Origin of the sequence: Parabacteroides chongii, from assembly GCF_029581355.1 — a bacterium.
In the GTDB taxonomy this organism is placed as follows: Bacteria; Bacteroidota; Bacteroidia; order Bacteroidales; family Tannerellaceae; genus Parabacteroides; species Parabacteroides chongii.
The window spans coordinates 183,932-203,429 of sequence record NZ_CP120849.1; the positions used below are offsets into that span (position 1 = coordinate 183,932).

General features: G+C 46.4%; 14 protein-coding genes and 2 tRNA genes. 15 read left to right on the top strand and 1 reads right to left on the bottom strand.

What is annotated here, in order from left to right:
• Positions 1-85: 85 nt before the first annotated feature.
• The 4 genes from P3L47_RS00895 (at position 86) to P3L47_RS00910 (ending at position 1,565) form a co-directional block, all read left to right on the top strand.
• Positions 86-769 (top strand): tetratricopeptide repeat protein, encoded by a 684-nt coding sequence (locus P3L47_RS00895; RefSeq protein WP_277782419.1) that lies wholly within the window; start codon positions 86-88, stop codon positions 767-769.
• Between the two features lie 76 nt (positions 770-845).
• On the top strand, positions 846-1,328 hold the full coding sequence (ribH, locus tag P3L47_RS00900) for a 6,7-dimethyl-8-ribityllumazine synthase (RefSeq protein WP_122353820.1): 483 nt from the start codon (positions 846-848) through the stop codon (positions 1,326-1,328).
• Between the two features lie 55 nt (positions 1,329-1,383).
• A tRNA-Tyr gene (locus tag P3L47_RS00905) sits at positions 1,384-1,466 on the top strand.
• 26 nt (positions 1,467-1,492) lie between these two features.
• Positions 1,493-1,565, top strand: a tRNA-Gly gene (locus P3L47_RS00910).
• Positions 1,566-1,987: 422 nt separating this feature from the next.
• Here the strand turns inward: P3L47_RS00910 and P3L47_RS00915 are convergent.
• Positions 1,988-2,455 (bottom strand): helix-turn-helix domain-containing protein, encoded by a 468-nt coding sequence (locus tag P3L47_RS00915; RefSeq protein WP_277782420.1) that lies wholly within the window; start codon positions 2,453-2,455, stop codon positions 1,988-1,990.
• Positions 2,456-2,704: 249 nt separating this feature from the next.
• Between P3L47_RS00915 and P3L47_RS00920 the strand changes: the two genes are divergently transcribed.
• From P3L47_RS00920 to P3L47_RS00970, 11 genes are all read left to right on the top strand, one after another.
• Complete coding sequence (locus P3L47_RS00920; RefSeq protein WP_075558702.1) at positions 2,705-3,259, top strand: helix-turn-helix domain-containing protein; 555 nt, start codon at positions 2,705-2,707, stop codon at positions 3,257-3,259.
• Between the two features lie 12 nt (positions 3,260-3,271).
• Complete coding sequence (locus P3L47_RS00925) at positions 3,272-4,927, top strand: AMP-binding protein (RefSeq protein WP_122362377.1); 1,656 nt, start codon at positions 3,272-3,274, stop codon at positions 4,925-4,927.
• A gap of 14 nt (positions 4,928-4,941) precedes the next feature.
• Positions 4,942-6,027 carry a glutamate 5-kinase gene (gene proB / locus P3L47_RS00930; RefSeq protein ID WP_122362378.1) on the top strand — a complete coding sequence of 362 codons (1,086 nt, stop codon included), beginning with the start codon at positions 4,942-4,944 and terminating at the stop codon, positions 6,025-6,027.
• 139 nt (positions 6,028-6,166) lie between these two features.
• Positions 6,167-7,417 carry a glutamate-5-semialdehyde dehydrogenase gene (locus P3L47_RS00935; RefSeq protein WP_277782421.1) on the top strand — a complete coding sequence of 417 codons (1,251 nt, stop codon included), beginning with the start codon at positions 6,167-6,169 and terminating at the stop codon, positions 7,415-7,417.
• A 156-nt stretch (positions 7,418-7,573) separates the two neighbouring features.
• Positions 7,574-10,075 carry a Plug domain-containing protein gene (locus P3L47_RS00940; protein WP_277782422.1) on the top strand — a complete coding sequence of 834 codons (2,502 nt, stop codon included), beginning with the start codon at positions 7,574-7,576 and terminating at the stop codon, positions 10,073-10,075.
• A 10-nt stretch (positions 10,076-10,085) separates the two neighbouring features.
• Positions 10,086-11,279, top strand: coding sequence for a DUF4876 domain-containing protein (locus tag P3L47_RS00945; protein ID WP_277782423.1), 1,194 nt, complete (start codon positions 10,086-10,088; stop codon positions 11,277-11,279).
• 16 nt (positions 11,280-11,295) lie between these two features.
• Complete coding sequence (locus tag P3L47_RS00950) at positions 11,296-12,894, top strand: DUF6850 family outer membrane beta-barrel protein (protein ID WP_277782424.1); 1,599 nt, start codon at positions 11,296-11,298, stop codon at positions 12,892-12,894.
• A 150-nt stretch (positions 12,895-13,044) separates the two neighbouring features.
• Positions 13,045-13,431 carry a helix-turn-helix domain-containing protein gene (locus tag P3L47_RS00955; RefSeq protein ID WP_075558709.1) on the top strand — a complete coding sequence of 129 codons (387 nt, stop codon included), beginning with the start codon at positions 13,045-13,047 and terminating at the stop codon, positions 13,429-13,431.
• A 158-nt stretch (positions 13,432-13,589) separates the two neighbouring features.
• On the top strand, positions 13,590-15,584 hold the full coding sequence (locus P3L47_RS00960) for a DUF5686 family protein (protein ID WP_277782425.1): 1,995 nt from the start codon (positions 13,590-13,592) through the stop codon (positions 15,582-15,584).
• A gap of 140 nt (positions 15,585-15,724) precedes the next feature.
• A complete protein-coding gene (locus P3L47_RS00965; protein ID WP_277782426.1) occupies positions 15,725-17,569 on the top strand; it encodes a hypothetical protein in 1,845 nt (614 codons plus the stop codon).
• A gap of 95 nt (positions 17,570-17,664) precedes the next feature.
• Positions 17,665-19,449, top strand: a complete 1,785-nt coding sequence (locus P3L47_RS00970) for a helix-turn-helix domain-containing protein (RefSeq protein ID WP_242506907.1) — start codon at positions 17,665-17,667, stop codon at positions 19,447-19,449.
• Positions 19,450-19,498 lie beyond the last annotated feature (49 nt).

Here is a 19,498-nt window from a genome sequence, read left to right on the forward strand (position 1 = left end):
TATCAGTAAAAAAAACTACTTTTGCGCTTTGAATTGCCATTGGCATAAATCAGTAGATAAAAATAATAAATAACTATAACACATTATGGCTACTAAGGAAAAAAACACCAACACGGAGTTAGAAGTAGAAGAAATTGTTTCGAAGTCGGAACAGTTCATTGAAAACAATTCAAAAAAGATCATTTACGGAATTATAGCTATCGCACTCGTTGTTGGAGCTGTTTTAGGAATTAAACACGGTTATTTGATTCCCCAGGAAAAGAAAGCAGCCGCTGCTATGTTTAAAGGAGAACAGTATTTTGCTAAGGACTCTTTCAATTTGGCATTGAACGGTAATGGCGCCGACTTCGACGGTTTTGAAGGAATCATCGACCAATATGGAAGCACGACTTCCGGCAATTTGGCAAAAGCTTATGCAGGTATCTGCTATTTCAAAATGGGTGATACGGAAAAAGCTCTTGACAAACTGAAATCATTCAGCGGAGACGACAACATGATTTCTCCGGTTATCATCGGTCTGATCGGTGACTGTTATGTAAATATGGGTAACATCAAAGAAGGCATCAGTTATTTCGAAAAAGCTGCCAAGAAAGCAGACAACGAAGTGATCAGCCCGGTTTACCTGAAGAAAGCCGGTATCGCTTACGAAAACCAAAAACAGTATAGCGATGCAGTTAAAGCATACACGACTATCAAGGAAAAATATTTCAATTCAATGGAGGCTGCCGATATCGATAAGTATATCGCCCGCGCTTCTGCTGCTAAATAATATAATTCATACGATATAAACTATATAAGAGGATGTCCCGTCAAAAAAGGCATCCTTTTATTTTAAATATAGAGTTATGGCTACAGCTTATCAAAATTTATCAGATTACGACTTCAACAGCGTTCCGGACGGCTCTGAAATGACCTTCGGTATTGTAGTCGCAGAGTGGAATAAGCACATCACAGAGAAATTACTGGAAGGTGCCTGCAACACACTGGAAAAACATGGCGTGAAACCGGAGAATATATATGTTAAACGTGTACCGGGTAGTTTTGAACTGACTTTCGGTGCAAAACGTATGGCTGAAACAAAAGATGTGAACGCTGTGATCGTTTTAGGATGCGTCGTGAGAGGCGACACTCCGCATTTTGATTATGTTTGCTCAGGCGTTACCCAAGGTATTACCGAACTGAATCTGATGTATGATATTCCATTCATTTTCGGTCTGTTAACTACTGACAACATGCAGCAATCAGAAGATCGTGCAGGCGGTAAGTACGGAAATAAAGGGGATGAAGCAGCAGTGACAGCATTAAAAATGATACATTTTTCTGACTAAACGCTTGCAGGTTTCAAAAATAATCGTACCTTTGCATCGCAATTGAAAATAATAGGGGCAGTTACCAGAGTGGCCAAATGGGGCTGACTGTAACTCAGCTGTCTTTCGACTTCGGTGGTTCGAATCCATCACTGCCCACTAACTTTTCAAAAGCAATTAAAATTGCGGAAGTAGCTCAGTTGATAGAGCATTAGCCTTCCAAGCTGAGGGTCGCGGGTTTGAGCCCCGTCTTCCGCTCTCAAGAAAAGGATAATCGAAAGGTTATCCTTTTTTTGTATATAAAAATCCCGACTTTCACAAGCCGGGATTTTCCGATTTAACCAAAACTTATGAAAAATTACGAAAATCAAGTTGATCAACCATTATCAAAACGCAAACCTTTCCATAGCTCCCACTCTCTTAGAAAAAGTAGTCCGACAAACGTCTTTATCAGACTACCTGAAAGAAGAATCACTTCTTCTTTCTTTCTTCATAGATAAGGTATGCCTATCTATTTAAGATGCGTTATACCTCCTTTTTCGCTTCATCTATTTCTCTGATGCAAATAAAGAGCAAAAAAAGACATCCGCCAAAGAAAAACAAAGCGTGCAAGCGACAAAATCGTTTCATAGATAAGACAAAACCGTTTTTGTCCGTTCCAAGAACAATTTACCAGTCAATCAAATATTCTTTAACCCGTTACGACGACGGTATTCGCTTGGCGTCATATTATACACAGCCTTGAAATTACGCACGAATGTCCGGGAATTATTAAAGCTGGCTTCTGATGCTACGACTTCAATCAACTTATTAGAGGGATCCAATAAAAGAGTGGATGCATAAATAACGCGCTGCCTATTTATGTATCCATGAAAAGCTACATCATCTTTTAGTCGAAGAATTTTATTCAATGACTTCTTTTTGACATCGCATTGACGAACAATAATATTTACATTTATATCTTTATCCAGAAAATGCTTTTCTGTCACCACATATCGATGAATCTTATTATATATTTCTACGTATTCTGTATTGTCTGAAGGCTCAGATATTTTATATTGCGGTATATGCCAGTTCAATATTAGTACACAAAAATAGTTGTCTGAGACTTTAATTTCCAAAAAACGAAATTCTATTTTTTCATTCATATGTTCACCATGTTAATCAGAAAATTTTAAGGGCAGACCCAGTATAGCTTATAGTAAACACTACATACTAATATTAGATTTAGGTTTAGCGATAATAAATTCATACCCTATGACTAAAACAAATATAATATTTAACATCTTTATTTCCAAAGAAAATATCTAAATATCATTCTATCCCATATTTTCGTAGTCATTTTGCTTTTTATTTATAACTTTGGGCCAACATAAATATATTAATAATCTACGGAGATGAACGAACAGATAAAACAGATAGCTGAGCGTCTGGCGGGATTGCGGGACGCACTGGAGATTACTCCTGAAGAGATCGCCAAGGTCTGTAACCTGACCACAGAGCAATACCTGGAACTGGAAAGCGGTACAGTCGATATTTCAGTCAGCCTTTTACATCAGATTTCACAGGCATACGGGGTGGAACTTACTACCTTGATGTTTGGTGACGAACCTAAAATGAGTTCTTATTTTATTACCCGCAAAGGAAAAGGTATCGCTGTTGAACGTACCAAGGCCTACAAATACCAATCGCTGGCCGCCGGATTTGCCGGACGTAAAGCCGACCCGTTCATGGTTACCGTTCATCCGAAACCGGAAAATGAGCCTATCTATCTGAATTCGCATCCCGGGCAGGAATATAATCTGGTATTAAAGGGCCGCATGCTCCTGCAGATCAATAACAAAGATTTGATCCTGGAAGAAGGAGACAGTATCTATTTTAATTCCGAACTGCCTCATGGTATGAAAGCGTTGGACGGAGAAAAAGTCAGTTTCCTGGCTATCATTTTATAAATACAAAAAGTCATGTTAGAAAGATTCTTAGATCAGACGAGCTTTTCGTCGCAGGAAGATTTTATAAATAACTTCAAAATAAAAGTACCCGAAAACTTCAATTTCGGATATGACGTTGTAGATGCATGGGCCGCAGAAGAGCCGGGAAAAAAAGCTTTGTGCTGGACAAATGACCACGGCGAACATATTGATTTCACTTTCGCTGACCTGAAAAAATATACAGATCAGACGGCTGCTTATTTTCAATCTTTAGGCATCGGACATGGCGATATGGTCATGCTGATCTTGAAACGCCGTTACGAATTTTGGTTTTCGATCATCGCACTACACAAGTTAGGGGCAGTCGTTATCCCGGCCACTCACTTGTTAACAAAAAAAGATATTGTCTATCGCAATAATGCAGCCGATATAAAAATGATCGTTTGTGCCGGCGAAGATATTATCACCAAACATATTATCGATGCACTGCCGGAATCTCCGACTATTGAGAAATTAGTTTCCGTAGGTCCGGAAATACCGGAAGGTTTCGAAGATTTCCATAAAGGGATCGAGAATGCTGCGCCATTCGTTCGCCCGTCTCATCCGAACAGTAATGATGATATTTCATTGATGTATTTTACATCCGGAACGACAGGTAATCCGAAAATGGTAGCACACGATTTCACTTATCCGCTGGGACATATCGTAACCGGTAGTTTCTGGCACAACCTGCATCGTGACAGCCTCCATCTGACTATCGCCGATACCGGTTGGGGAAAAGCTGTTTGGGGAAAACTATACGGACAATGGATTGCCGGAGCGACCGTATTCGTTTACGATCATGAGAAATTCACTCCTGCCGATATGTTGCAGATGATCCAGGATTACAAGATCACCTCTTTGTGTGCACCTCCTACGATCTTCCGCTTTCTGATCCGCGAAGACATGACGAAGTACGATCTGTCTTCCCTGCAATATTGTACGATTGCCGGCGAAGCACTGAACCCGGCCGTATTTGAAGCATTCTATAAACTGACAGGCATCAAATTGATGGAAGGATTCGGTCAGACGGAAACGACACTGACAGTTGCCACATTCCCATGGATGGAACCGAAACCCGGTTCTATGGGTGTACCTAACCCACAATATGATGTAGATCTGATCCGACCGGACGGAAGTCGCGCAGAAGACGGCGAGCAGGGACAAATCGTTATCCATACGACCCAAGGCAAACCGATCGGTCTGTTCAAAGAATATTACCGCGATGCCGAACTGACTCACGAAGCCTGGCATGATGGCATGTATTATACAGGCGACGTTGCCTGGCGTGATGAAGATGGTTATCTGTGGTTTGTCGGCCGTGCCGACGATGTGATCAAAAGTTCCGGTTACCGTATCGGACCGTTCGAAGTGGAAAGCGCACTGATGACACACCCGGCTGTTGTCGAATGTGCGATTACAGGGGTACCCGACGAAATTCGCGGACAGGTGGTAAAAGCGACGATTGTACTGGCGAAGGATTACAAGGAAAAGGCAGGCGAAGCATTGATCAAAGAGTTACAGGATCATGTAAAACGTGTTACAGCTCCGTATAAATATCCCCGTGTAGTTGAATTTGTCGAAGAATTGCCTAAAACCATCAGCGGAAAGATCCGTCGTGTGGAAATCAGGGATAAAGATAAGAAATAGAAGATTACACGAAAATGACATATCAGTTTACACGGATAGCAGTAAAGATAGGAAGTAACGTACTGACAAGAAAAGACGGTTCCCTCGATGTCACGCGTATGTCGGCATTAGTCGATCAGGTCGCGGAATTACATAGACACGGGGTAGAAGTGGTTTTGATTTCTTCCGGAGCAGTAGCCTCCGGAAGAAGCGAAGTGAAACCCGGAAAGAAGCTCGATGCCGTCTCTGCCCGCCAGCTCTATTCAGCAGTAGGACAGGCTAAATTGATCAATCGTTACTTCGAGTTATTCCGCGAACATAAGATCGCTTGCGGCCAGGTTCTCACGACAAAGGAGAACTTTGGCAGCCGCACGCATTACCTCAACCAGAAACATTGCATGGAGGTAATGCTTGACAATAAAGTGATACCCATTGTAAACGAAAACGATACAATATCCGTTACAGAACTGATGTTTACCGATAATGACGAATTGTCCGGCCTGATCGCTACTATGATGGGGATGGATGCGCTTATTATCCTGAGTAATATCGACGGTATCTACAATGGCAATCCGGCTGATCCGACAGCAACGGTTATCCGGGAGATTGACGGTGGCAAACAGGATCTTTCAGAATATGTACAGACCAGCAAGTCTTCTTTCGGACGCGGCGGCATGTTGACCAAATGTTCTATTGCACAGAAAGTAGCTGACGAAGGTATCACCGTGATCATTGCAAACGGCAAAAAGGAGAATATCCTGCCTGCGTTACTGGCCAAAGGTAGTCAGACTGTATGCACCCGTTTTATACCGGCAGCCAAACCTGTCAGCAGTGTTAAGAAATGGATCGCCCACTCCGAAGGCTTTGCCAAAGGAGAGATACATATCAATCGGGGAACAGAAGAAGCCCTGACCGGCAGCAAGGCCACCAGCCTATTACTGGTAGGTGTCACCGCTATCATCGGAGACTTCGAGAAGAATGATATTGTAAAGATCATCAATGAAGCAGGCGTACAGATCGGTGTCGGGTGTGCCGGATACGATAGCCGGGAAGCTACCGGTCTGATCGGTCAACGCGATTTGAAACCGCTTGTTCACTACGATTACTTATATCTGGATTAACAGATTATGACTGAAAGTAACCTTTCCCCTCTTGAGAGGGGGTAGGGGGGTGTGTTATTTTCAGGCAAACAAACAAATATTACACACCCCCTTTCCCCTCTCAAGAGGGGAAAAGTTACAACCGGTTAATAAACATGACATGGTAATCAATCACTTATTAAAGCAAAGCGTTACAGCATCCCGTCAACTTATCACGTTAAGTGACGAAGCGATAAACCGTATACTGACTGATACAGCAGACGAGCTGATAAACAGGCAAGCAGAAGTTCTTACGGCAAACGAGAAAGACCTCGCCCGTATGGACCCCACCAACCCCAAATACGACCGTCTGAAACTGACAGCCGACCGTCTGGCTGGCATTGCCGGAGACATGCGGAATGTAGCCTCACTCCCCTCTCCGCTCGGTAAAGTGATTAGTAAAGCTACCCGTCCGAACGGCATGGTGATCCGTAAAGTATCGGTACCATTCGGAGTGATAGGCGTTATCTACGAAGCACGTCCGAACGTCACTTTCGATGTATTCTCTTTATGTTTCAAAAGCGCAAACGCCTGTGTACTAAAAGGTGGTTCGGATGCCGACGACTCCAATCGTGCACTGGTTGCTATCATCCATTCCGTATTGGAACGCCACGGTATCAACCCGGCCGTTTGTACTTTATTGCCTCCCGAACGGGAAGCGACTACGGAATTATTGAATGCCGTCGGCCTGGTAGACCTTATCATTCCCCGTGGCAGCAGTTCGCTGATCAATTTCGTACGCGACAATGCCCGCGTGCCGGTTATCGAAACAGGAGCCGGTATCTGCCATACCTATTTTGACAAGGATGGGGACAAAGAAAAGGGACAGGCTATCGTGAACAACGCCAAGACCCGCCGGGTAAGCGTTTGCAATGCATTGGACTGTCTGATCATCCATCAGGAACGGCTCAACGATCTTTCCTTTATCTGCGATAAACTGAAAGATAGCAATGTCACGATCTATGCGGATGAGCAGGCTTTCACCGCTTTGTCGGAACAATATCCGTCAGCACTGCTGCAACCTGCCAACGAAGACAGCTTCGGTACCGAATTCCTCGACTACAAAATGAGTATCCGTACCGTAGCATCGCTTGAAGAAGCACTGGAACATATCGCCCGTTACAGTTCCAAACATAGTGAAAGTATCGTCAGCGAATCATTCGAAGCTATCCGCCTGTTCCAGCAACAGGTAGATGCAGCCTGTGTCTATGCCAACGTATCGACCGCTTTCACTGACGGCGCACAGTTCGGTTTCGGGGCAGAAATCGGTATCAGTACGCAAAAACTACATGCCCGCGGACCGATGGCTTTACCGGAATTGACTACCTATAAGTATATTATCGAAGGAGACGGACAGATAAGGAAATCCTGAACCTAGAAATACCTTTCCTCAGATCAATACGACAACTTCTCCCTTACCCGGACTATTTCCTCTTCCAGCTAAGGGAGATTTACTTTTATCTTACGACTAACATCATATCTCAATTTCTATCCATATATTTGCTATCCCGAGGACACTAGTAAAGATATGGATTATTATATGCAGACATCCCACATGATATTCTACCGGTTCGTCTTGTCCGGTTTATTATTACTTATTTCTTATACGCCGGGATATAGTGAGGAATCTCGTCTGTCACAACCTGTCGACACACTCTCTTTCCACCTACCTGACGTTGTAGTGACCGCCATTGAAGGGAAAGGAGTGGGAAGTGTGTCGTTGTTGCCTTCCTCTGCCATAGAACATGTACAACCTTTCAGCGCCGCTGACCTGATGCAGCTCCTACCGGGAGGACTGACGATCAATTCTTCTTTTGGTCAACCTCAATACTTTGCAATCAGGGAAATTACACTGAACAATGGACTGAATAACCTGTACCCTCAGGATGCTGAACAGGTACAGATCGTGCTTGACGGTTCACCACTACATAGCAATACGGACATTGGAAATCCGTTCAGCGGTGCAGATACCCGTTTCCTTTCCATGAATGAAGTAGAGCAGGCAGAGGTTGTCCGTGGTATTCCCTCGGCCCGTTACGGAAATCTCACCAATGGAATGTTGTTGCTAAAAACCCGTAGTGGTAAAATGCCTCTTACTGCCGGTATACGCTACAACCCAAACATGAAGCAATACACAGCAGGAAAAGGCTTCGTCATTTCTCCTCCCGGACACACGTTGAACCTGCTGGCCGACTATACTGCACAAGGTAATTTCCACACCGGAGGGCTTCGTTTGGCTAATACCTACCACTGGCAACCGGGAGGTCATCCGCTAACAGCACGATTCGATTATTACGTAAGAATAGGTAATCTAAAAAGCTATGCCAGCGAAGAAAACCATATCCGACAAAAATTGCAAAACCACCGGTTGACCTTCAACGGAGAATGGAAACCCGGTAAACCATTACTCGAAAGTCTTTCATTCCGTGCCGACTTCTCTGCCTCTAAAACGGTGGAGGACAAATATTACGTACCGTTTGCCCAGCAAGTCTACACCCACTCGACCGTCACTGGTGAAAGCGTAGCACAGGTATTGCCTGCCCGTTACATCTGTCGCGAACTACGCGAAGGGCTACCGGTCTATACCGAAATGGAAATACATGCCATCACACAACGTCCTTTGCCTTCATCCGGAAGCCGGATAGAGCTAAGCACCGGAATCACTTGGCGCAGCGAAGGTAACCGAGGTAACGGATTACAATTCGACTTCGAACGCCCGCCGAGCGACTCCCCCCGTCCCCGTTCCTATAAAGAAATACCTTTCTTGCATAGCGGTGCGGCTTTTGCTGAAGCAGTCTTCCACGGACCTTATGCAACGGTACAGGCCGGAATACGTTACCACGGCCTCGGGTGCAAGGATTACGGCTGGCTGGGAAGTGTCGAACCCCGCCTCAACCTATCGTGGACAGCCTTTTCTTCATCCCGCTACCAACTACGACTGAAAGGGGGCGCCGGACTGATGGGATATATGCCAACCAACGAAATGCTCTATCCCTCGCCGGTTTACAACGACCGTACAAGTTTTTACTATAACGATCCAAAGGAAGGCAACTCACTCGCCATTGTCTATACCCATGTATCGGATGATAGAAAAAACACCAGTCTCCGCCCCACGATCAACCGGAAATTCGAGACCGGTTTCATTCTCGGATCTCCCCTGGTAAATCTCGACCTGACAGGTTTCTATGAGCGGAAAACAGGAGGTTTCACCTTTATGACCGATTACCGACCTTATACGTACCGGGCGTATGAATACCAAAGCGAAACAGGACTTCATCCCGAATACCGTAACGGGCAGGTATGGGTAAACGGGCAACCGGTTCCCTACCGGAACCGACACAGCTTTACAGCCGTCAGCACCCCAGTAAATGCAGAGACAACAACCAAGCATGGTGTCGAAATGACCGCCGACTTCGGTACGTTCCATCCCCTGCTTACCTCTCTGGTTATAGACGCGCAATGGCTCCGTATCAGCAACAAAACCGACCTGTTGACGGCCCATACCGAATCAGGCGAGATTAACGGAGAAAGTTATGCATATGTCGGCTATTATGATAAAGGATACAACTCCAGAGGTAATAAGTTGATCACTGAGCAACTCAGCACCAATTGCCGTTTCATTACCCGCATACCCCGTATTGGGCTGGTGACGACACTTACCCTGCAAATGGTTTGGATGCAACGTTCCCGATGGTACTACAACGATGGAAACGAAACAGAAATCTGGCCCGTCTACTGGTGCGGAGCGGACGGTATCCGCCACCCGTTCACCGAAACAGAGAAAGCCGATCCCGATTTCTCTAAATTACTCATAATCGGTAATCCCAATGATTTTTTACAGGATGCATACAAACCCTACGGTTTGATCAACCTCCGTGTCAGCAAAGAGTTCAGCCGCTATGTCACCCTGTCTTTCTTCTCCAACAACCTTGGGGATATGCGCCCGGTGCGCCTCGTTGCTAGCACGGGAAATTATCTGCGCCAAAATCCTTCTCCTTTCTTCGGATTGGAAATGCAAATAAAACTATAAATATAGAGATATGACAACACAACTCAAATACATAAAACTATGCCTGCTTTTCCTACTGCTTACAGCAGGATGTTCGGAAGCCCCTTTCGATAGCCGGGTCATACACATCCGCCTCGTGACAACGGACAATACTCCGGAATTTCCGCTCAATAATATCCCGATCGTCATAAAAAACCAAACCATCGGCAACTCATACACGCAAGCGACCGACATCGACGGGAAAGCAGATATTAAGATCTCTCCGGGAATCTGTTCCGTCAGTTTCTCCCACCGATTGACAAAAGGCATGACTACCTATAACCTCAGTGGAGGATTGGCAAGTCTCACGGTAGAGCCTGGAAACCAGGATCTATATCTGGAACTACCAGTTTCCCAGACTACCGCCCCACAGCTGGTGATAGAAGAACTCTATTTCAGCGGTTGTATGCGAATTGACGATAAAACCCATTATACTTCCGATCAGTATCTGGCGATTGCAAATAACTCCGACCAGACCGTTTACCTCGATGGCCTCTGTATCGCTCAGGCCGCTCCTTACACGACAGCAAAACCGTCAAGCTGGATGCAATTGACTGACATGAAGGAGATTCCTCTCGCGATGATGTGCTGGCAGTTCCCCGGCAACGGTACCGACAATCCGCTCGAACCCGGTCAGCGACAAATTATCGCTACAAATGCAGTCGACCATACTTCCGGTCCGGCAGGTGTTGCCGCATCACTGGATCTCTCGCATGTAGAATGGGCTTTTTGGAACGCCGCCTTGACCTCGAGCCAAATCACCGCCGGTGTACGCCCTCTGAATCTGGTCTGGCATGGTAGTGCAAAAGTATATGCCCTGACAGTCAGTGGTCCGACCATACTGCTCTTCCTGCCCCAAAGTGATATGACCGCCTGGGTTGCCGACAACAGTCACATAGGAACTGAGCCGGAGACTACCTCCAAGTTACAATATTTATATATCCCAGCCGAATGGGTAATCGATGTCGCCAACTTCGTCACCTCTGCGGTACAGACAGCCAACAGTCGTATCCCCCTCACGATGGATCCGTCCCCCGGCTTGGCCGGCCCTACCGGTAGCGGTTTTGCCTGGCGAAGAGAGCACCGGAAAGAGGGAAACCGTACCGTTTGGGAAACGGGAAGAGGAACCTCTCGTGACTTCAGTCGGCAACAACCAAGTATGAAAGACAATTCCGGTACAAACTAAGTAACAACTTTTTACGATGACGATCAGACAACTACATAAACTACTATTTTATTGCCTGCTTACTATAGCCTCACTATTTAAGGCAAGAGGACAAGACAATTCGACCGAACAATCTGAATTATCTGAAATTACTTGCACAGGCATCAGCTACCGCAAACATTTCAACTCCTGGGAAAGCTCTCTCAACCCGGCAGGAATCCAGTATACACCCATCGACAGTTTGTTGGAAACCCGGATCATATACAGCAATCGACATCATGTACTTGCAGCTGTCGATCAACCAGACAAGACCATGCAATACGGTGGAACGGCAGAAGGTTACAAACGATTAGGCAAGTTACAACTCTGTGGAGGTATGGGTTGGCAACAAGATCGCCTGAAAGGACAAAGCTGGAACTACCTCGTATACCCCGGCAGCTTGGTTACGGCAGGCGACTCCTTGAGTGTTCCACACCACTTCGAGCAATACAGCATCTACGGAAAGGCAGCTTATGCCTTCTCCTCCCGACTCCTGGCTGGGCTGAGCGGTGCCTACACTGCAACCAAGAACAAAGATGCCTCACCGGAAGGACGATACAGCGGCAATGCATATATAACCACCTTCTCGATCGGCCTGATCTATACCGTGCAATCCATCCGTACCGGTCTTTCAGCCTCTTTTGAACACCGGACAGAATCATTCAGCTCCGGTAGTGATAACAATAAACGCCTCTACACTTTCCCGTCGGGTTATTTCATTCCTATGACAGAATTCAGTTTCGGAACCAAGGGAACATCCGGAAGTTCTACAAAGAGCACAGGTCAATATCGCAGCATAACCAATGGAGGGCAAGCTGCTTTACAAGCGGAATGGATACAAGCCAATCGGAAATGGTTCAACGAGCTGAATGCCGGATATGAATGCCGCAGTATAAGTCCTGATTATACGTCCTTCCTGTACGGTTGGAAAGAGCAGGCCATTACATTTGGTTACCACAGTAGACTGGCGATACCTCACGGACGATGGGTCCATCTCCTTACCCCTGCTCTTTCCCTGCAACGTACCCGATCCGATCGTATCCTGCAATCATCGACCCTGCTTCGTTTCGCCGCACGCCATACGGCAAAAGTATCGGTCGGTTATGAACTGGCACACGATTACACTCCGGACGGTCCTTCCCGCGCCTGGCAACTGACAGCCTCCCTGATGGATCTCCGTGACAAATATTACAGTTATCCTTACACGATCTCCCAACTTACCGGCACCATCCGGATCGAAACAGCCTTCCTCCGCCATCTCGACCTACCGCATGCAAGACATCTGATGGTACGCCCATCCGTATCCTTACAGACAGGCTACGGTACAGAAGAACACATCACCCGAGAAGAAAATAAAGCCGAAGTTGAAATGGGAACCCTCCGCAATTACGAACGTGTCAGTTCCCGTTTCGCCGCCCTCACCGCTACACGTTTACAACTAGGTATGTTGATGGAATACCGTCGCCCACTGATAGACAAAACAGACGGAGGATTACGCATACAGGCGGAGATTGAACAGATCATCCGAAATAAAACCAATTACCGGACGGATAAAACTGGTGGAGGCATTACTTTTTCGCTTATCGTCTGGATCTGACACTTCCCCTCCCGGCACAGAAGTACCACATCGTTCATAATTAGTTCCATATCGTCCGTATCTCACAGACACCTTAGGAAACTTGCTTCGGGTGTTCATACCTTTGAAGAGTGAAATTTGTATGATACATTGATAAGCACTTAATAAACTATGGACAAAAAGACGAATTCACTCTTTGTGATGCAACGCTTGTATGCACATATATTAAATGTTATGGAAAATGAAAAGCCATACCTCGACCCTGGGTTGACCTTAAGGAAACTGGTACGTCTTATCGGAACAAACCGCACGCTCCTCTCAACGACTCTGAATAGCCAATCGCAGATGAATTTCAATAAATGGCTAGCAACTTACCGGGTAAACCACCTGTTGGAAACAATTCGTTGTACCCCTGATAAAAGTATTGACGAACTATATCCAAAGTCAGGATTTACCTCCCGAACGTCCTTTTATCGCCAATTTCATCTTGTTACCGGACTGACACCTAGAGAATATCTCAAAATGCAAGAAGAAAGAACGACCCCAAATCATTTATAATTTATACTACATTGTATACATATCATTTCCTGTTGCTTTTTATATGTTTCTTTTCACCACGCACTCTTCTCCGAATATCTATATATTGTAGTCTGCTCCTCCTTACCCTACCGTCGCAGGCCAAACAGATAAGAGAAAGTAACCGTGCCGATTCCGTTATGCATCTCGTAATAGCCAATGCCACCGCTTACGAAAATGCGGTGGCATCCTATGAAACCGAAGTATATGTGAAAGGGTACACAGCGGTACAAAAAAAGAATATCCTTATCCACTTTTCCAACCTGATCTTTCCGGTCGAATCTAACCCAAAAGAGACAGTTTTCGAAATGGTGAGCAACTTCCGGTACGATGCTCCCAATAATTACCGTCATAATATCGAGGCGATGAACAGTAACCGTCCGGTCAGAACTGCCAAACAAAAGGAGGTACTGTCGTTCATCAACATGAACATTTACTCGCCTACCATTTATAATAAAGGGATCATCATGCCTGTTGCCCGGGAAGCTTTCCGTTACTACAACTTCAGCCTGGAGAATGTGGAGGATACGGCCGGCATCCGCATTTATACCATTCGTTTCACCCCGAAGCAGTGGAGTCAGAAACTGCTGGACGGACATCTCTACATCGTAGACGGAAGCTGGACAATAGACCGGGCGGAGATGAACGGACACTCCACTCTCTCGGAGTTCACCCTCCGGATGCGTTTCAACCGTGACCGTCGCTACTTCCTCCTACCGGAAGAAGCGAACCTGAAAGTCCGTTTCCACGCAGTGGGTAACAAGCTGGCAAACTACTACCATGCGACTTACCGTTACAAATCGGTCACCTGGATAGAGGAGAACAACGAACCACCTCAGCGGAAACCGCTTGACCAGACACGCTACTTCAGCCTGTCGTCCGACACGATACCTGTCATCCACGATACGGCTTACTGGCAGGCCAAACGCAATACAGGTCTTACACCCGATGAATTACAGGTCTACCACCTTACACCCCAACAGCCTGTGACCAACACCAACAACTTCACTCCTTACCTGAAAATCACCGAACGGCTGACAAATACTATGAACCTCGACTACAAAACCACTCGTGTCAAATACTCGGGCCTGCTCAACCCTTTCCAGCTGGGGTATTCGGGAAACAACGGCTTCACTTACCATCAACGATTACGTATCAGCAAGACCTTCGACCGTGACCGCCAACTGCGCTTCCGTCCCGAACTGGGTTATCTGTTCAAGCGACGACAGCTATTCTTCAAACTGGCGGGGGATTGGGAGTACCTTCCCGAGCGGCAAGGTATTCTCAGCCTGACCGCCGCCAACGACAACCCGAGTTACCCTGCCGGCGTGATACAACGGATCGGGCAACAACTACAGGACAGCTCTTTTCTGACTACCGAAAACCTGCACAACAAATTCAGGCATTATTACATAGAGCTCAGGAATAATATCGAGCTGGCAAACGGGCTGAAACTGGCTGCCGGTCTCTCCTTTCACCGGAGAATACCGGCGGAGAAAAATAAGCATGCCTTTCACGACTTCACACCGGCGGTCGGCCTGACGTATACCCCCCGGCAATATTACTGGATGGATGGTTATCGGAAAGAGTATCTCTACTCTCGTTACCCGACCTTCTCCATCGAGGTGGTGCAGGCCATCCCCGGGACAGGTCGCAACGCGGGTAATTACGGACGGGTAGAAGCCGATATGCACCAAAGTATCCGTATCGGCCTGTCGCAACGATTCAACTATCACCTGAGCGGCGGGGGATACTTCAACCGGAAAGCACTCTATTTCGCGGACTTCCGGTACTTCACCCGGCATTATTTTCCCGAGTCGTGGAACGATAGCTTCGGTGGTGTATTCTATCAATTGCCAGGCATACACTACAACATATCCGACAGCTATGCCCAGTGTCACCTGATGTTCGAAAGTCCGTTGCTCCTGTTTCAGCTGATAAAAACCAGACATGTCCGGTATGTCGTTTCCGAACGCCTCTATTTCAGTCAACTCTGGACACCGGATCTTCCCTGCTACACCGAGCTGGGATACGGTGTGGGCAGCGACCTGTTTAATGTAGGTATCTTTGCCGGATTCGAACGGGGGCACTACCACAGTATAGGGGTGAAGTTTACCCTGGAGCTATTCCACTAAAGAAAAAGACAACTGAATACCGCCCTATACCAAATCATCCGAACAAAGTACCAGATCGTTCAAACTTCACCTCCTCTATTGCTTATCAATCTCTTCTGTAATACATTTACTGCAAAATCAGACAAACACCCAGCATTAGTATGAATACACATTACCCGGACAAAATCCGCCGAAAATTACCGTTACTGGCAATTACCGTCCTTTCACTCCTTCAGATGCCCTGCTTCGCATGGGATTTCGCCGAACACCGTAAGATAGGTGACCGTGCCATGAGCCTGTTGCCCGCACGACTGGCCGAAGAAGGTATTTTTGCCAATGAAGCGGAAGCAGACAAGGCTATACTTTCCATATTGAACATGTCGCACATGGAAGGAACGAATGCCTATGCCATGAACGAGCTGACACAGTTACCCAACATCGTAACCTACGGTACGCTGTGCGGACTGGCAGGCGACCATGTTGAAAACCCTCTCTTGCTCGAAACCGGTCTGCAAACCCATTTCTCCAAGACGAACCGGACACTGGCTCTTGAATTCAAGGCCATGAACGAGTTCCTGACCGGTGCTTCCAGCAAAGAATTACTCGATATCAACCTGGCTTACGGCCTGCTTGCCATTAAAGACCTCTCTCACTTCTACGCGTATGGGAAAGGGCTGAACGAACACCTCCGTATGATAGACCCGGAACTGATCCGCCGGTTACGGAAACCTTCGGAGGTGAACGATGTCTTCTCCAGGCTAAACCATCTACCTTCGCTCTCGAAGTACTTCTGCATACATATCTTTGCCGCTTACCTCGCAGAAGAAGCAGGCAAACAGTTATACGCAGGCAACCGAACAGCCTCGAACGACCTTATGTTCTATGCTACCCTCTATGAAGCCTTTGCCGAACACTTCCTACAGGACTCGTTCGCATCGGGCCACCAGATGGTGCGCCGCGGCTTCTCGGCATCGGCTGTCTCCAATAATAAGAGCTTGCACGACTTCTACAATACAATTCCCGTACAAACTGCCAATATGAAGGGTGAAACCTGGTCGGCCTACGGTGATAAGCGACTGAACCAGAATCCTATGAACTATAGGAATGCGGATGACTACCTGAATATCCGCGTTACCAAACGGCATGCTTATACGCTGGATAAGGGTGACAGCTATGAACGTGAAACACAAGTGTTCTATCAGGTAGTTACCGCTACCTGCCAGTCGTTGACGGAAGTATGGATGGCATATCATAAAGCATCTTCGGGGAATAGCTATAACATACTGGAAAAACTACCCGCAAACGGTAAAGAGCTGCCCGATTTTATATATGCCAACTTCCCGGTTGTGCGCCAGTTCCCACTCCCGTTCGGTACGGATATCAACAGCCTTCCGATAAACGATCTGACAGACCAACGCAAAGAGGAATTGCAACTGATAGTACAAGAGCCTTTCACCCGTAACTTCATCCGCTCCAGGGTAGCCAACTCATTCATGTTCCTTATCGGTGTGCCAATCCATGTAAACCGACAGGGGGTAATGGCGTACGGAGCACGCCTGAACGCCAGTATGTTCAACTGGCACAAATTCGGGAACGGAACAACGATGGTCATGAAACCAGGCGATGTCGCCCAATGGATCAACCCAACAATATCCGGCTATTATATGCATGCCCCCACTAGCTCTTATATGATGAAAAACTGGAACATCAAGGCGGGTGTAAACTATGCCGCTGATATATTTGTTTCTCCCCGCCGTTTCCTCGGTCTATATGGCTATATGGAAATGGGTGCCGACCGTCGTAATAATGAAACTCGTTTTCTGGTAGCGCCTTCTGCCGGTATACAGTTGGGATCGTTGATAGGACTACATGAATTCAATATGCCGGGATGGCTACGTATCCCTTTGGGGATCATTCTACCTTTGAAATTCGCCGTCACCTGCAACAAAGCAGCAGGGCGTCCTGTGGAATGGATCAGTAATATGGAGGTCGATATTCTGTTTTAAGCGGCAGGCATTTTATAATGTTACGTTATATAGCACGCCTGTATTCCCTCTGTTAACACAGGCGTGCTGATTTAGATATAATGCTTATATTTGCGATGATGAAATACGGTCACTGCATATTACTCCTGCTGCTTATAAGCCTTCTTTGTGCCTGCCACCCACGACGATCGGCAGAAGAAGGGGAACGTTTTCTTCAAAAAGAAGAAAACTATAATTCCCGTAATAAATATCCCGCAGATACTTTCCTTATCAGCCGTTATTCCAATCTTCTGGAAGCTGAACAGCTTTACAACTTCACTCCTACTCAACAACTACGGCTCAAACTATTGCAACTATATCTATTTAATGGATATAATATTCCGCAAGCAACACGAATAGCTGACAAAGTAGATGATTTAGCTCTCCGTATAGGTAATGATACGCTTTTATGCACTGCCCGGATACAGATCTTCCTGCTGGCTCAGGGCAACGGAGATACGACCCGCATGCTCCATGTCATCAGGCAACAAGAGCAATTGCCTCCTTCCCTCCACCACCTCAAAGATATGGGATTTTATTATATGGGTATGGCTGTCTACTACCAGAAACAAGGCGAATGGCAACAGGCTCTTTACTGGCTCAAGAAAGCTCGCCCGCATGTAAAGTCGGTATATGCCTGGTATTTACAGATGTGCCAGTCGCTTCTGAAGGTGGAAGCCTACTCCGAAGCGCAGCTATACACGGACAGTATCCGGATCGTATTCCCTGAAAAAGTAACGAAAAGTAACACGCCCTATTTCGACTTCCACGGTCAGGTACTCCTTCATACCAACCGCAAGAAGGAGGCACTCGACTGGTATGCCAAAGCAACTGAACAAATAGAAACCGTCCATAAACAAAAAGGCTCCGCAACATACAGCAAACAACAAATACAGACAATCTACCATGCCGCTCTTTTGCATCATCAACAAGGACAAACAGACTGGGCGATCAGACATCTGGAAGAGTTACAACCGCACAAGTACCCAATATTATATACTTCTAAAAACAATCTATACAACGATACATTATTGTTACCAAACTGTTTACACCTCTTAAGCGAATGCTATGAGGCAACAGGACAATTGCAGGCTGCCACCCGCTGTCTACAAACACTCGATTCTATTCAACATACAGAAATCAAACGGGGTAGTATATCTTTTATAAACTATAAGCACGAATTACGACGAAACACCATGCTCAGCAGTAACCTGGTCGAGCTGGAAAAGGCAGCCGTCCATACCCGGCAAATACAATATCTGCTTTATGCTATCATAAGTTGCCTGCTGATAGTGATCATTGCCGGTCTGCTGGCATGGCAGCGCCATCAGCGGCGGCTTCGCCAGTTATACGAGGTATTGATGGAACAGCATACTATCTGGTTGCAGGCGCATGAAACCGAGGATATTCTCCCCCCCGGCATACTACCCCTACCCGTTGAACCGACCTCGGAGAAAAGTAATGAACCGGAAGCACCGGAAATACCTGTTATAGAAGTAAGGCAGCCATCCCAGCTCTTCCTCCGCATACTCCATCTGATGGATACCCGGAAACCTTACCGCGATCCGTCATTCGACCTGGTAACTCTGGCACAACTAGCCGCAACAAACCGTTCCCAGCTATCCTCTTTAATCAACCGGGAAACACCCAACGGTTTCAGCTACTGGTTAGCCGAATACCGGGTGAACGACCTGATCCAACAAACTGAACTTTTCCCGGACAAAAGTATGGATGAACTATACGTGCTTTCCGGCTTCCCCTCACGAACCACCTTCTTCCGCCAGTTCCGCCTGGTAACCGGACTTACCCCCAGGCAATACAAGACACAACGGAATCGCCCTTGTTTCATAAAGTCCGAATAGAGTACCAAATCGTCAATATTTGAGTCCACCCATTGCAGAACTATCAACG